Source organism: Actinomycetota bacterium (genome assembly GCA_035536535.1).
Lineage (GTDB): Bacteria > Actinomycetota > JAICYB01 > JAICYB01 > JAICYB01 > DATLNZ01.
Genome location: DATLNZ010000013.1, coordinates 1 through 13,242, shown reverse-complemented (window position 1 = coordinate 13,242; position 13,242 = coordinate 1). Strand labels below are relative to the sequence as shown.

16 protein-coding genes and 1 tRNA gene are annotated in these 13,242 nt (G+C 68.0%); 3 read left to right on the top strand and 14 right to left on the bottom strand.

What is annotated here, in order from left to right:
• Positions 1–130: 130 nt before the first annotated feature.
• Positions 131–201 (top strand) — tRNA-Gly (locus tag VNE62_01120).
• Here VNE62_01120 and VNE62_01115 read toward each other — a convergent pair.
• Entirely contained in the window at positions 193–321 is a 129-nt protein-coding gene (locus VNE62_01115; protein ID HVE90890.1) for a hypothetical protein, read from the bottom strand. The two genes, VNE62_01120 and VNE62_01115, sit on opposite strands and share 9 nt — an antisense overlap.
• A gap of 76 nt (positions 322–397) precedes the next feature.
• Between VNE62_01115 and VNE62_01110 the strand changes: the two genes are divergently transcribed.
• Positions 398–694 carry a hypothetical protein gene (locus VNE62_01110; GenBank protein ID HVE90889.1) on the top strand — a complete coding sequence of 99 codons (297 nt, stop codon included), beginning with the start codon at positions 398–400 and terminating at the stop codon, positions 692–694.
• A 13-nt stretch (positions 695–707) separates the two neighbouring features.
• On the opposite strand, the gene VNE62_01105 is transcribed toward VNE62_01110, so the two are convergent.
• Entirely contained in the window at positions 708–929 is a 222-nt protein-coding gene (locus VNE62_01105) for a hypothetical protein (GenBank protein ID HVE90888.1), read from the bottom strand.
• A gap of 95 nt (positions 930–1,024) precedes the next feature.
• Here VNE62_01105 and VNE62_01100 point away from each other — a divergent pair, with 95 nt between their 5' ends.
• Complete coding sequence (locus tag VNE62_01100) at positions 1,025–2,089, top strand: hypothetical protein (protein ID HVE90887.1); 1,065 nt, start codon at positions 1,025–1,027, stop codon at positions 2,087–2,089.
• A 10-nt stretch (positions 2,090–2,099) separates the two neighbouring features.
• Here VNE62_01100 and VNE62_01095 read toward each other — a convergent pair whose 3' ends face one another.
• The 12 genes from VNE62_01095 to VNE62_01040 all read right to left on the bottom strand — a co-directional run.
• Complete coding sequence (locus tag VNE62_01095; protein ID HVE90886.1) at positions 2,100–2,957, bottom strand: DMT family transporter; 858 nt, start codon at positions 2,955–2,957, stop codon at positions 2,100–2,102.
• A 19-nt stretch (positions 2,958–2,976) separates the two neighbouring features.
• Positions 2,977–4,314 (bottom strand): replicative DNA helicase, encoded by a 1,338-nt coding sequence (dnaB, locus tag VNE62_01090; protein ID HVE90885.1) that lies wholly within the window; start codon positions 4,312–4,314, stop codon positions 2,977–2,979.
• 480 nt (positions 4,315–4,794) lie between these two features.
• A complete protein-coding gene (locus VNE62_01085) occupies positions 4,795–4,929 on the bottom strand; it encodes a hypothetical protein (GenBank protein HVE90884.1) in 135 nt (44 codons plus the stop codon).
• 29 nt (positions 4,930–4,958) lie between these two features.
• The gene (locus VNE62_01080) at positions 4,959–5,453 is read right to left on the bottom strand and encodes a class I SAM-dependent methyltransferase (protein ID HVE90883.1); all 495 of its coding nucleotides are present in this window, start codon (positions 5,451–5,453) and stop codon (positions 4,959–4,961) included.
• A gap of 198 nt (positions 5,454–5,651) precedes the next feature.
• Entirely contained in the window at positions 5,652–6,110 is a 459-nt protein-coding gene (gene rplI, locus VNE62_01075; GenBank protein ID HVE90882.1) for a 50S ribosomal protein L9, read from the bottom strand.
• 4 nt (positions 6,111–6,114) lie between these two features.
• Positions 6,115–6,378 (bottom strand): 30S ribosomal protein S18, encoded by a 264-nt coding sequence (gene rpsR / locus VNE62_01070; GenBank protein ID HVE90881.1) that lies wholly within the window; start codon positions 6,376–6,378, stop codon positions 6,115–6,117.
• The gene (gene rpsF / locus VNE62_01065) at positions 6,375–6,677 is read right to left on the bottom strand and encodes a 30S ribosomal protein S6 (GenBank protein ID HVE90880.1); all 303 of its coding nucleotides are present in this window, start codon (positions 6,675–6,677) and stop codon (positions 6,375–6,377) included. The genes rpsR and rpsF overlap by 4 nt, the downstream gene beginning before the upstream one ends.
• A gap of 145 nt (positions 6,678–6,822) precedes the next feature.
• Positions 6,823–7,269, bottom strand: coding sequence for a single-stranded DNA-binding protein (gene ssb, locus VNE62_01060; protein ID HVE90879.1), 447 nt, complete (start codon positions 7,267–7,269; stop codon positions 6,823–6,825).
• Positions 7,270–7,372: 103 nt separating this feature from the next.
• Positions 7,373–9,469, bottom strand: a complete 2,097-nt coding sequence (locus VNE62_01055; GenBank protein ID HVE90878.1) for a S8 family serine peptidase — start codon at positions 9,467–9,469, stop codon at positions 7,373–7,375.
• 164 nt (positions 9,470–9,633) lie between these two features.
• A complete protein-coding gene (locus VNE62_01050) occupies positions 9,634–10,515 on the bottom strand; it encodes a hypothetical protein (GenBank protein HVE90877.1) in 882 nt (293 codons plus the stop codon).
• Positions 10,516–10,661: 146 nt separating this feature from the next.
• The gene (locus VNE62_01045) at positions 10,662–12,011 is read right to left on the bottom strand and encodes a hypothetical protein (protein ID HVE90876.1); all 1,350 of its coding nucleotides are present in this window, start codon (positions 12,009–12,011) and stop codon (positions 10,662–10,664) included.
• Positions 12,012–12,216: 205 nt separating this feature from the next.
• Positions 12,217–13,242: CARDB domain-containing protein (locus tag VNE62_01040; protein ID HVE90875.1), on the bottom strand; the 1,026-nt coding region annotated here is incomplete at its 5' end.

The following is a 13,242-nucleotide window of genomic DNA, read 5'->3' as shown; positions in this document are numbered from 1 at the left end:
GGAGAGGGCACCCCGGACGAGGCCCCTACTCCCCAGACGAGGGTTCCTCCGGGCGAAGGCACCGGCGGGGGCACCTCGTCGGACTGACCCCGTGACCCGCCGCAGGCCCGCGATAGAATCGGACATCGGCGCGGGTGTAGTTCAACGGCAGAACGGAAGCTTCCCAAGCTTCAGACGGGGGTTCGATTCCCCTCACCCGCTCTTCGTCTGGCTGGCTCTCGCCGCTCTCGCCGCCTCGTGCTCACCCGGCTCCCGGCCGGCGTCCTCGCGCTCCCCCTCGCCGCCCCCCTCGGCCTCCGTCACCGCGGTCCCTTCGCTCACGGCAGCACCCGGCGGACACGCAGGCGCGTCGGATGCCCGGTCGAGCGTCCAGGGCGACGGGATCAGTATCACCAGCGTGGTCAGCGTCCCCAACGGCGGACCGGGCACCAGCTGGCGGTTCCCGCCGGACCAGAGGGACTTCGAATTGCGGGTCGGCGTCGAGGGCCGGGGGACCGTCACCGCGCGGGTGGTCCTGAAGGAGTCTGGGGGCCGCGTGGTGTTCGACGAGCAGGACCAGGTCGACGTCGACGGCTCGCGCGAGATCACGTTTCCCGGCCTCCAGCTGCCGAACCGGGGCAGCTACTCCCTGGAGCTGGACGTCCGGGGGCCGGGAGTGGTCCAGAAGTCATCGGTGTCGATCCGCCGGGACTGACCCCCGCGGGACCTCACCTCGCCAGCACGATCGACGCCAGGCCCCACAGGGACAGCACCAGTCCGATCACGATGTTGACGAAAACCGTTCGCTTGTTCGGACGAGGGCGTGGATCCTCCGGCGTCCGGCGCCGTTCGCGCAACAGCACCGCGATGTTGGCCAGGGCCAGCGCGGCCCCGAGCGCCAACACGAGCTGTCGGAGCAGATCCCCCAGGGGCAGCGGGCTTCCCGTCATCGCCCCATCATGGCCGGGCCCCGGGCCTGACGACGGCTCCGTGACTCCACGCGCGGCCACGACGCCTCCGGGGGCCACGGCCGTATCGTGTCGCCATGAAGCGTCCAGCTACCCCGGAATTCCCGTTCCCCCGCCCTCCGTGCTCAGAGGCCGAGCGCACCGCCGGCCGGTTGTTCGCCAAGGGGCTGGGCGAAGCCGGCGTCGTGCCCCGCGAACAGGAGCTGCGCGCGCCGACCAGCCCGTTGTGGCTGCACCTCGTGGCGGCGCTGCTGAGGCTGGTCGCGGCGGGGCTGGTGATCGGCGGGTTCCCCACCAAGGCCGCGCCCGTGGCTCTCGTGGCGCTCGTGGTGGGACTTCCGGGCAGCTCCCCGGGCCGGACCAGGCTCCTTTCGAAGATCCCGGGACTCGGGGGCACCACCGTGAACGTCATCGGACAGATCCCGGGCCGGGGGGAGCCGGGGCTTCCCCCGTTGGTCGTCTGCTGCCACCTCGACTCCCACCCCACCGGTGGGCGAGCGCTGTCCCGCCCAGCGGGCATTGCCGCGTTGGCGTCGGGGGCCGGACTGCTCGTCCTGACGATCGTCGCGGGCACGCTCGGCACGGACGTCAACCGAGCCGCCGGAGCGTTGTTCGCCACCCTGGCCCTGGCCTCGATTGCGCAGCTGTCGGCGCGCGAGGGATCACGGAAGTCCGCCGGAGGCGGATCCGAGGCGCTGGTAGCGCTGCTGAGGCTGGCGGCCCTCGCGGCGAAGCGTCCGCCGTCCCGCGACCTGTGGCTGCTGGCCACCGGAGCCGCGACCTCGGGGTCCGCCGGCATGTCGGACTTCCTGGTCCGTCACCGGGACCTCGCCCGGACGGCGTGGGTCCTGGAGCTCGACGGAATCGGCTCCGGCGAGCTCGTCGCCGTCCCGGCGTCCACGAGGTTCCCGCGCCGCAGGGCCCATCCGGCTTTCGTCCGGGCGCTGGCCGGCGCCGCCATGGACTGCGGCGACCCGCTGGACCTGGAGACGCGCGGACGCACCCACGGCGACGCCCGCACCGCCCTGGCGGCAGGGCTCCCGGCGGCCACCCTCACGTCCCGGCCGGGCGACGCACGGGACACCGACGCCGTCCAGCGCGCGGCGCGCATCGCCCACGTGCTGTCGCGCACAATCCTGTAGCCCGGCCGGCTCAAACCGGCTCCCGCGGCCTCCGGCCGGACAGCACCACCAGCGCGACGCCGGCTCCCACGACCACGGCCCCTCCCGCCAGGTCCGCGAGCGACGGCCGGTCACCGCCGAACAGCCAGACGAAGGCGACGGCAGCCACCGGCTCCATGAACATCAGGATCCCGGCCTCCTGTGCCGGTATCCGCTCCAGCGCATGGAAGAACAGCATCCCGGTCAACGCTGTCAGCCCGACCCCGAGCACGAGCCCCCAGGCCCACGGGTAGGACCCGGTGCCCGCTCGCAGCGCGAAAGGGAGCAGGACGACGAATCCCGTCGCGTTCTGCCAGAGCGCCGCCACCGACCCGGGGACCGTCCGGACGACCCGGCTGCCGCCCATGACGATCACCGCCGTCAGCACGGCCGCCGCCAGCGCAAGACCGGCTCCCAGCGCGTCGCCGGATGAAGCGCGGGGGACGAGGATCAGCGCCAGACCGGCCAGCCCCGCCAATGCCAGCGGGACCGCATGCGCCTCCCGCCTCTCGGCCAGGACGACCGGCGCGGCCACCGCGACCAGGAGCGGGAAGGCGTAGTTGATCAGCACCGCGGCCGCGCCTATGAGGCCGATGGACGTGAAGAACATCAGCCAGTTGGCGGCAAGCACGACGCCCAGGACACCGAGCAGCCGACGGCTGGTTCGAGGGAACACACGGTGGCGCAGCCCGGAAGCCACCGCGGCCAGGGCAAGGGCCCCGAACCCCATCCGCATGCTGACCAGGACCGCCGGCGGCGCGCCCGCCTTGCGCACAATGACCGGAATGACTCCCCACGCGGTGGCGGCCACGGACATCGCGGCATAACCGGACAGGCGCTCGCGGTGCATCCGGCGAGTGTAGGAGCCGTCAGCCTCCGGAGAAGTTGGCGAACTTCGTGTAGTTCGGCAGGAACGTCAGCTTGACCGTGCCCACCGGGCCGTTGCGGTGCTTGGACAGGATGACCTCCGCAGTCCCCTTGTCGGTTGAGTCGGGGTGGTACACCTCATCGCGGTAGATGAACATCACGAGGTCGGCGTCCTGCTCGATCGCCCCCGACTCGCGAAGGTCGGCGAGCATCGGACGCTTGTCCTGCCGCTGCTCCACCGCCCGCGAAAGCTGCGAGACGGCGATAACGGGGACATCAAGCTCCCGGGCCAGGATCTTCAGCGACCTGGAGATCTCCGAGATCTCCTGAACCCTGTTCTCGGACCGGCGGGGGCCGCTCATCAGCTGCAGGTAGTCGACGATCACCAGATCGAGTCCCTCGCGCTGCTTCAGCCGTCTGGCCTTGGCGCGGATCTCCAGGACCGTGACCGCCTCGGTGTCGTCGATGTAGATCGGTGCGTCGGCCAGTCGCCCCACCGCGGTCGCGAGGCGTCCCCAGTCGCTGTCGGTGAGGTTGCCGGTCCGCAGCTTGTGGACGTCGACCAGGGCTTCCGAGCACACCAGCCTCTGGATCAGCTCCATCTTTGACATCTCAAGGGAGAAGATCGCCACTTTCTTGCCCTGCTCAGTGGCCGCCTGCTGCGCGATGTTCAAAGCGAACGAGGTCTTTCCGAAGCTGGGTCGGGCAGCCACGATGACGAGGTTCGAGCCCTGCAGGCCGCTGGTGAGCCGGTCGAGGTCGACGAACCCGGTCGGCACCCCGGTCACAGCCGAACCCCGCAGCTGAAGCGCCTCGACCTGCTCGAGGTGCTCGTGGAGCAGGTCGCGTATGTGCACGAACCTGTCGCCGAGGCGCCTGTGCGCCACGTTGAAGACCATCGACTCAACCTGGTCAACGATCCGATCGACGTCGTCGGCCGACTCGAAGGCGATGGCCGACGCCTGCTGGGTCGCCTCGATCAGCCGCCGGAGAAGCGAAGTCTCCTCGACGATCCGGGAGTAGTACGCCGCGTTGGACGCCGCCGGCACGGAGCTGACCAAGTGGAACAACTGGGTCTTGCCGCCGGCCTCTTCCAGGGTCGAGGTGCGGCGCAGTTCCTCGGACACCGTCACGGTGTCCACGGCCTCGCCCCGGCCGAACAGGGAGACGACCGCGTTGAAGATGTGGCGGTGCGCCGGCTTGTAGAAGTCCTCCGGCCGGAGCCGCTCCAGGACGTCGGAGATCGACGCCTCGCTCAGGAGCATCGCCCCCAGGCAGCTCTCCTCGGCCTCCAGGTTGTGAGGAGGCACCCGGGGCCCTGCCTGCTGCAGCACGCTCATAGAACTCCCGTTCGTGTTAATCACAGCCCTGTCATTCTGGCCCCCGGGTCCGACACCCGGAAACGGTGGCGGTCTGCTCGCCCCGGGCCTGGGCCCCCGCCACTATGGGGACTCAGCCTGTGGACCCACAACGGGACTTCCCCCCCGATTCCCTGTGTCTTTCCTGTGGACTCAGCCGGTTACGTGGGGAATCGATTGCGCTGGTGCCGCTGGGTGGTGACGTTGGTGCCTCAGGGGTTGTGACCTTGGTGCCCGGGGTGGCGCGGGGTCACCGGGCACCTCCGTCGCGCCCGCTTCGCGGGGTTTGACGTGGCGCCGGGTGCGGGCTCGATCGCGAGTTCCGCAGCCAGCGGCGCGAAGCGGCGCGCCATCCAGGACTGCAGAGCAGGCGGGTCCGTACCGGCGCCGACGCAAGCCCAACCTGCGGGAGGGCACCACCGCAGAAACGGAAGCCCGGCTCGTTTCCTCCTGCGGCGAAGCTCAGAACGGCTTGAAGTCCTTGAAGTCCGGCTCGAAGGCCTCGTCGGGCAGATTCCATGCCCTCAGGCGCCGGCTCGCGATTTCGGCTGGGCTCCAGCCGAGGTTCGACTCGAAATAGCGAACAGCCGCAGCCACCGAGGGCCATCCGACATCGTCGAGGACGATCAGGCCCCCCGGGCGCACGAGCTTTCGAAGGAAGACAAGTCCACGAAGACCTCGTGGAATCGGTGGCTACCATCGACAAATGCCGCATCTGCCGACACTCCGTCGCCCAGCAGGCGCGCGAGGGCGACCGATGAAGGCTCCACGATCAGGGTCGTCTGGTGTTCGACCCCCGCGGCGCAGAGCGCCTCCCAGCCAACACCGGTAAACGAGCTGAACTGGAACGGATCGATCACGATGTGACGCGGATCGTCACGACCGGCCGTCAGAAGAGCTTCAGCAATCGCCAACGCCGAACTCGCATACGCAAGTCCCACTTCGATGACAACGCCAGCACCCTGCGCTACCAACGCGTCGCGCAGACAGTCGCAGTCCGGCAACGGGACGGACACGTTCTCGAAGTCTCGTTCGACCGGACGAGTCCGCACCGGCCCATCGCTCAAACGAGCGCGGACCGATTGAACTCGCCGAACCAACGCGTCGGGCGTCTTGACCAAGGAAGATTCCTTCCGCCTGCGATCCGGCGCTGCCTCGGTGGACTCCAGCCGTGGTTTTACGTGGCGCCGGGTGCGGGCCCGATCGCGAGTTCCGCAGCCAGCGGCGCGAAGCGGCGCGCCCGCGAGGACTGCAGAGCAGGCGGGTCCGCACCGGCGCCGACCAAAGCCCAACCTGCGGACCGCAACCACCCGCAGAAGCTACTGGGCCTCCAGCGCCTCCACGGTGAGCGTTGCAACCACCTCGCGGCCGAGCTTGGCCGTGACCTGGTGGAAGCCGAGGTGCCGGATGGGAGCCGCGAGCTGGATGACGTGGCGGTCGACGTCCACGCCGAGGTTCTGCTTCGCGGACTCCGCGATCTGGGCCGGAGTGATCGAGCCGAACAGCTGGCCGTCGGGGCCCGACTTCGCGGACACGGGTATGGGGGCCGACTCCAGCTTCGTCTTCAGCTCCTCGAGTACCGCGACCTCCCGGGCCTCCTTGGTGGAGGAGCCCTTCTGCCACGACTCCGCCTGCTTTAAGTTCCCCTTGGTGGCGGGCAGCGCCATTCCACGCGGGATGAGGTAGTTGCGGGCAAACCCGCCGGCTACGGTGACGACGTCGCCAGCGGTGCCGAGCGACTCGACGTCCTGCCTGAGAACGATCTTCACGCGCGCCATGGGGTCACCTGATCGTGTAGGGGAGAAGCGCCATCTCGCGGGCGTTCTTGACCGCCATCGCGACGTCCTGCTGGTGGCGGGTGCAGCACCCGCTCACCCGACGCGCCCGGATCTTGCCGCGATCCGACACATACCGGCGCAGCAGCGCCGCGTCCTTGTAGTCGATGTAGGAGACCTTGTCCTTGCAGAAGTAGCAGACCTTGGGCCGCTGCTTGCGGACAAAGCCCTTTTTGTCGCCCTTGGCGCCCCTTTCCCGGTCGGGCTTCATGGCTTCCTCGTCTTCGCTTCGGGAACGACCGTCTTCGTCCGGACCAGGCCCTCGACGAACGGCAGGGCCGCCTCCAGCTCGTGCCGGCTACTCGGCTCGAGGTGGTAGGTGACGATCGCGTAGAAGCCTTCCTGCAGGTCGTCGATCTCGTGGGCCAGGCGGCGGCGTCCCCACCGGTCCACGTTGTCGGCGGTTCCACCGCGCTCGGTGACAAGCGTTGTGAACCTGTCGATGGACGCGCCGATGGCCGCGTCGTCCAGACGCGGGTCCAGCAACAGCATCGTTTCGTATCGGCGCAAGGCCGATCACCTCCCGTGGTCTGTCGCGGCCCCCGTTGGCGCGTGCGCGCTCAACAGGAGCAGGAAGTGGATCGCCGAAAGCCTACCAGACTCGATCGGACCCAGAACCGGGCGGCCGCAGGACCGCCCGGCGCGGATCACAAGATCAGAACGGTGGCTCCTCGTCGGACGCGTTGTCGGACGACCCGTTGCCGTTGGCTCCCACGAACTCGGGGACCCGGTCGTTGCGGGCGGTCTTGCTCACCTGCGCCGTGGCCCACTGGAGGGCAGGGCCGGTGTGGTCCACCTCGACCTCCGTGACCGAGCGCTTCTGGCCCTCGGGCGTCTCCCACGACCGCGTCCGCAGCTGCCCGACCACGATCACGCGCGTGCCCTTGGTGAGCGACTCCGCGACGTTCTCGGCCTGCTGCCGCCAGACGTTGCACTTGAAAAAGGACGTGTCGCCGTCCTTCCACTCACCGCTGGCCTGGTCGCGGACGCGCCGGTTGATCGCCACCGTGAACGACGCCACCGGAGTGCCGCTGGGCGTGTACCTCAGCTCCGGGTCGTCGGTGATGTTGCCGATGAGGGTGACCTGATTGTCGTTCGCCATGACCCCTACCCCTTCTGTCTTGCGAACGAGGGGGAAACGCGCGTTCCGCGGCGCCTCGCTCTTGTCTGGATCCGAAAGGTACCAGGGGGGGCCGACAGCGGCGTCAGCGGGGGACGACGGTGACGTCGTCGACCAGCCACCCCGGGAAACCGTTGGAGGCCGAGTCGATGCTGTCGAAGTAGAAGCGGACCTTCATCGACGAGCTCGTGGGGCTGATCGGGATCGACACGGTCCTCCAGGCGCGCTCGCTGGCCGTCTTGGAGTCCCTGTACCAGACCGTCTGCCACGCACCGTCGCCGTAGCTGACCTGCACCCGGGTACGGTCGTAGCCCCGGGTGGACGACTCGACGTGCCTGTAGTGGGCGAACGTCAGCGTGGCGCTGGACGGCACCCCCGAGATCGATGGCGACGTGAGCGTTCCGAAGGTCCGGGCCCCCGTGGCGTATGTGCAGGTGGAGCTGCGCCCGTAGTGCACGGCATGGGTCGCCGAGGCGTAGCCGGGAGCCGCGCAGGCACTGTTGTTGGCCAGGTACCACAGACCCGACGCTCCCCACGCGGTGACCTCGCCTTCGAACCTCTCCGTGAAGATGGCCCCGCCGGACGTGTTGGCCACCCGGACGGCCTGAAAATCGTTGGACGAGGCCGACGCCGTGTCCGTCGCTCTGGCCTCCAGCGTCCGGCTGCCGTCGGCGGTGTCGGTCGTGTTCCAGGATGACTCGTAGCGGCCAGAGGTGGGGTTCAGTGCGGCCGGTCGCCAGCTGCCGGAGCCCACCCGCCACTGCACGTCGACAATGGGACCGTCGGCGTCGGAGGACGAGATGCTGATGGGGACGGTCCCGGAGACGGTGGCATTGGAGCTGGGGCTGACCCAGGACACGCTCGGGATTTGGTTTCCGGCGCCACCCCCACTGATGGCGTTCAGCGCGTTGACCAGCGGTTCGGGCGACGAGTCGCGGTCGCCGCGCCACGACCCCTGTCCGGCACAGTCGCCGCCTCCGGCGTTGGTGCTGCGGTTGGGGCACTCGCCCGTGGACATCAGGGCCGCCTGAACGTCGTCGGCGCTGGCCCCCGGGTTGGTCTGCCGGATCAGGGCCGCCACGCCGGCCACGTGTGGCGCAGCCATGCTGGTGCCCACGCGGTACTCGTACGAGCCACCCCGCCTGGTCGACAGGATGGAGACGCCCGGAGCAATCACGTCGACGACCGAGCCGTAGTTGCTGAACGACGGGATCGAGTCGTCGCAGTACTTGGGACATCCAGCGGCCCCGCCGGGCTCGCCGTCGTAGTCGGCCAGAGCAGAGACCGTCACGACCTCGGGAAAGCGGGGAGGTGCCTGTAGCCCGGCGTTGCCGCCGTTGTTGCCGGAGGCCACGGTGATCACGATCCCGGCCGCCCGGGCCCGGCACACGGCCTGGCGCATGGACCCGTCGGTGCAGGTCCCGGCCCCCCCCGAGCCGCCGAGACTAAGGTTGGCGATCTTCACATCGTTGGCCGGGTTGGCGTCCGTGGCCAGCGCGGTCAGGTGGTCGAGTCCGCACATGACCGTGGAATAGGAGCCGGCTCCGGTCGAGCTGAGAACCTTCACGGGCACGATCGTGGCCCCGTGGGCCACCCCGACCACACCGATGCCGTTGTCCCCCTTGGCGGCGGCAGTCCCGGCGACGTGGGTGCCGTGGCCGTTTCCGTCGTCCAAGGTGGACGAGGAGACGCAGATTTTGCCGAGTGAGGTGTCCACACGCAGGTCCGGGTGATCCAGGTCCACCCCGGAGTCAAGGATCGCGATCCTGACCCCCGTGCCCGTGAAGCCGCGCTCGTGCGCGTCGGTCGCGGACGGATGGCGCGCGTCGATCCTGCGGACCCCCCGGGGCGTGGTCTCGGCCATCATCCGGACAGGCAGGTCCCTCACAACCGACTTGACCCTGGGGTCGTTGCGGATGGAGGCCGCAGCCCCCACGGGACCGGAGAAGGAGAAACCCTGGGTCACGTGCCGGAAGACGTGGCGGCGCTTGACCCCCGCCCCGCGGGCCAGCCGGTGGCTCACCAGTGACGCTTTGTCCTGGGGCTTCAGCGTCACGATCCACCCGTCGGACGGAACCTCCGGGTCGACCTGAGCGACAGCCGGAGCCACGGGCATCAGCGAGGCCACAAGGGCAAGCAGCGCCATCGCCCCGCGGAAACCGTAAGAACCGCGTGCAGCCACAAATCGCTCCTGGAGGAGAAATGGGGAAGGACACCCAGGATACCCCGATAGGGTCGGTCAGGCGACCCCTGGACCCCCTGCCGGGGCCGGTCCCCGTCAACTATTGCCCGCAACTGAAAGGGGGCCCCGCCGAAGCGGGGCCCCCAACTTCCTTGCCGCGGCGTCTAGCAGGCCACCTTCACTTCGCCGCTGCAGGCGTCCACGCCGGTACCGCCGTCGATCCGGTCGAATCCTTCGTCCCCACGAAGGGAGTCGTCGCCGGACTGACCGAGGATCCTGTCGTCTCCGTAGGAGCCCCGAATCGCGTCGTTGCCCGACCCGCCGAGGATGCGGTCGTTGCCGTAACCGCCGTTGATGGCGTCGTTGCCGCCGAACCCGAAGATCGTGTCGTCACCCCCCAGGCCGTTGATGGAGTCGCCGTAACGGGAGCCGCAGATCACGTCTTTGCCCTGGGTCCCGGTGATGGACCGGCCGCTGGTGGCGAACCTGGCGTCGATCGTGCAGGGAGGGGTGGTGAACTGCACTGAGTCGCGGGCGCCACAGCCCTCCTGGTCACAGTGCACCTGAGCGTCGTTCTGGAACCTGAAGCCTGGTCCGATGTTCTGCTGAGTGACGATGACCGTGTAGGTGACGGTGTTCGTTGCCGCCGGCGGCAGAACCGCGTCCGAGCACTGCAGTTCCGGACTCGGCTGTTGCACCGTGCACGCAAACCCGGGAAGGGTGCTGGACGTCGAGACGATCGAGTCCTGCTGTATCTGAGTCTGTGGAGGGACGTTGTCCGTCAGGATCAGGTTTTCGAGGTTCCCCGCGGTGTTGTTTCTGACGACGATCGTGCAGTCGATCCTGTCACCCGGCTCGACCTCGATCGGGTCGGACTCGCCACCCTGATCACCTGTGGTCGCGTTGATGCACGTCTTCTCCAGCGTGATCGGGGCTACCTGCCCGGTGGCCGCAGGGGCTCCCGCCACAACCACTCCGGCAAGCACCAACAGCGCCGCAAAGCCGGAACCCGCCCTGCGGACGGCCATCAACAAAGCTCCACTCATCCTTGCCTCCTCGGCATCGATCGGACTACACCTCGCCCACGGCATCTACCCAGCGCCGCACCAGTTCACACCCCGCCGGCCTCCTGCCGCAAATAAAGGGGCCCGCTCTTTCGAGCGGGCCCCCGAACTACTTGGAGATGCGGCTTCTAGCAGCGAACCTTGCTCTCGCCGCTGCAGGCGTCACGGCCGAGGCCGCCGTCGATCCGGTCGGTTCCGGCGTCTCCACGAAGAGCGTCGTTACCCGACTCCCCGAAGATGTTGTCGTTGCCGTAGTAACCGCGGATAGCGTCGTTGCCGGTGCCGCCGAAGATGGCGTCGTTGCCGTAGTTGCCGTTGATGGCGTCGTTGCCGCCGAAGCCGAAGACGATGTCGTTGCCGGCCAGGGCGTTAATCGAGTCACCGAAGCGGCTGCCGCAGATGACGTCGTTGCCGCGGGTGCCCGTGATGGAGACGCCACGACTCGCACCCCTTGCGTCCAGATTCCGGTCGCACGGCGGTGTCTCGAAGTTCTCGAGGTCGTCGTTGTTGGTGTCGTCCGGGTCGAACGTTCCGGAATCCACATTGGCCTGGTTGTTGAACCTGCGGCCCGGGCCGACTCCCTCGGACCCGACCACGGCTTCATACGTGACCGTGTTGGTCTCGCCGTTGAGCATCTCCGGGTCTTCGCACCGCAGTTCCTCGTCCGGGTTCTCCTGGACGACGCAAGCGAAGCCGCCATCCTCCGCCGAGGGATCTGACTGCACAGACGCCGGATCGATCTCGGCGATCTCCGGGATGTTGTCCGTCAGCACAACGTCGAAGGCGGCGGACGGACCCTCGTTGAAGACGGTGAGGGTGCAGCGGATCCTGTCGCCGGGAGCCACGCGGATCCGCCCCTCTGGGCCGGTTCCCCTGTCGGCCGTGGCGTTCTGGCACTCCTTGTCGAGCACGAGGTCCGCCTCACAGGTGATGGTGATCACTTCGCTGTCTTCGTCTTCGACCGGGCCGGTGAAATAGGTTCCGTTGGCGGAGGCGGTGTTGGTCACGTCGGTGGTCTGCGCCTCACCGCAGGCGTCGGGACGAGCCTGGAAGGTGATGGTGATGACTTCCTGGTCTTGTTCGTCCAATTGCTCGATCTGGCAGGTGACGTCGGGGACGTCGCTCTCTGAATTCCCGTCAGTTGCCTGGCAGGTGGTGCCGGGACTCTGCCCGGCCGCCCCAATGACCCGAACCGTGTTGTTGGGCTCCGTCTCGTCCTCGACCGTAATATCGGTGATCGGGGCGGGGAACTCCCCCCCGAAGGGCGAGGTGTTCGTGATGGTGATGGTGCAGTCAAACTCCTCGCCCGCGTTCACCGCGTCCGGACATGCCTTTACGACATTCAGCGGCTCCTCGAGGCTACCCCCGTGATCCGACATAGCCGCGGGCGCGGACACGACCAGCAGACCCGCTACCAATGCCCCCAACGCGGCGACCGTGCCGAGTCGGCGACAACCTGCTTGCAAGGCATGAAGCATCAAATCCTCCTAGATATCCCGTAAAGGCGCCGGAAAGGCCCTACGAAACGTACCCGTCATGCCGCCAGACGTCAAACCACACGGACACTTTCGACTATGGCCACAACTATCACGGTAGCGGACAGCGGCAACATGACTTAAGTCCCCCATAAACAACGGAGGGCGCCCCTAAGGGCGCCCTCCGCAATCGTCGCTACCTCTGAGATCAGGCTTCGCAGTTCACTTCCTGCTCGGCGTAGCAGGAGTCGGTGTTCGTCCCGCCGTCGGTGAAGTCGTTGCCGACCTGGCCGTACAGCGAGTCGTTGCCCGACTCTCCGTAGAGCTTGTCGTTGCCGTAATAGCCGCGGATGGCGTCGCTGCCGGTGCCGCCGAAGATGATGTCGTCACCGTATCCACCATTGATCGCGTCGTTGCCGCCGAACCCGAAGATCAGGTCGTTGCCGCCGAGCCCGTTGATCGAGTCGGCGTACCGGGTTCCGCAGATCACATCGGAACCGGAGGTCCCGGTGATGGACCGTCCGCTCGTCGCGGTGCGGCGGTCGATCGTGCACTGCGCCACCCCGATCGGAGCGGTGGCGGTGTCAGCTCCGGCGTTGCTCGCCGTGGCCGTGGCCGTGTTGGTGAACACCTGACCCGGCTGGGCGGCCGTCGTCACCGTCACCCGGAACTGGACGGAGTCGGTGGCTCCGGCAGGCAGAGTGCCGTCAGTGCACTGAACCTGGTTGGGATTGCTAGTGCAGATCTCAAACGATTGCGTTCCGGGTGCCAGCGGGGCCGGGGTGGCGACCGAGCCGGGGACGAGCGTGGTGCCTGCCGGGAGATTGTCCGTCATGACCACGTTTTTGGCGTCGATCGTGCTGGTGTTCTTGACCGTGACGACGCAGGTTGCGGTGCCTCCGGGAGCAACTCCACCGTTGAACGGCTGGTCGGCCGTGCAGGTCTTGTTGGTGTCCAGGGTGGCGCCGACGGTCACCGCCGCGGTGGCGGTGTTGTTCCCTTCGTTGCTTTCAGTGACCAACCCGTCGGGGTCGACAACTGCCGTGTTGGTGTAGGTCCCCGGGGTGGCGGGGGCGTTGGCCGTGAACTTCAAGGTGATCGGGTCTAGTGCATTCCCGCTTACAAAGTAGGGGGTCGAGGGCGCGACGCAATTGATTGTCTGACCCGTGACAGTGCAGACAAGCCCCTTCTGCTCGGCCGCCGTCGACGTGATCACGATGTTGGTGAAGCCAGC

Excerpts from the sequence above, each read along its gene's own strand:
- VNE62_01105 (HVE90888.1), bottom strand. The coding sequence starts at position 929 with ATGACGGGAAGCCCGCTGCCCCTGGGGGATCTGCTCCGACAGCTCGTG.
- VNE62_01100 (HVE90887.1), top strand. The coding sequence starts at position 1,025 with ATGAAGCGTCCAGCTACCCCGGAATTCCCGTTCCCCCGCCCTCCGTGC.
- VNE62_01095 (HVE90886.1), bottom strand. The coding sequence starts at position 2,957 with ATGCACCGCGAGCGCCTGTCCGGTTATGCCGCGATGTCCGTGGCCGCC.
- dnaB (HVE90885.1), bottom strand. The coding sequence starts at position 4,314 with ATGAGCGTGCTGCAGCAGGCAGGGCCCCGGGTGCCTCCTCACAACCTG.
- rplI (HVE90882.1), bottom strand. The coding sequence starts at position 6,110 with ATGGCGCGCGTGAAGATCGTTCTCAGGCAGGACGTCGAGTCGCTCGGC.
- rpsR (HVE90881.1), bottom strand. The coding sequence starts at position 6,378 with ATGAAGCCCGACCGGGAAAGGGGCGCCAAGGGCGACAAAAAGGGCTTT.
- ssb (HVE90879.1), bottom strand. The coding sequence starts at position 7,269 with ATGGCGAACGACAATCAGGTCACCCTCATCGGCAACATCACCGACGAC.
- VNE62_01050 (HVE90877.1), bottom strand. The coding sequence starts at position 10,515 with ATGAGTGGAGCTTTGTTGATGGCCGTCCGCAGGGCGGGTTCCGGCTTT.
- VNE62_01045 (HVE90876.1), bottom strand. The coding sequence starts at position 12,011 with ATGCTTCATGCCTTGCAAGCAGGTTGTCGCCGACTCGGCACGGTCGCC.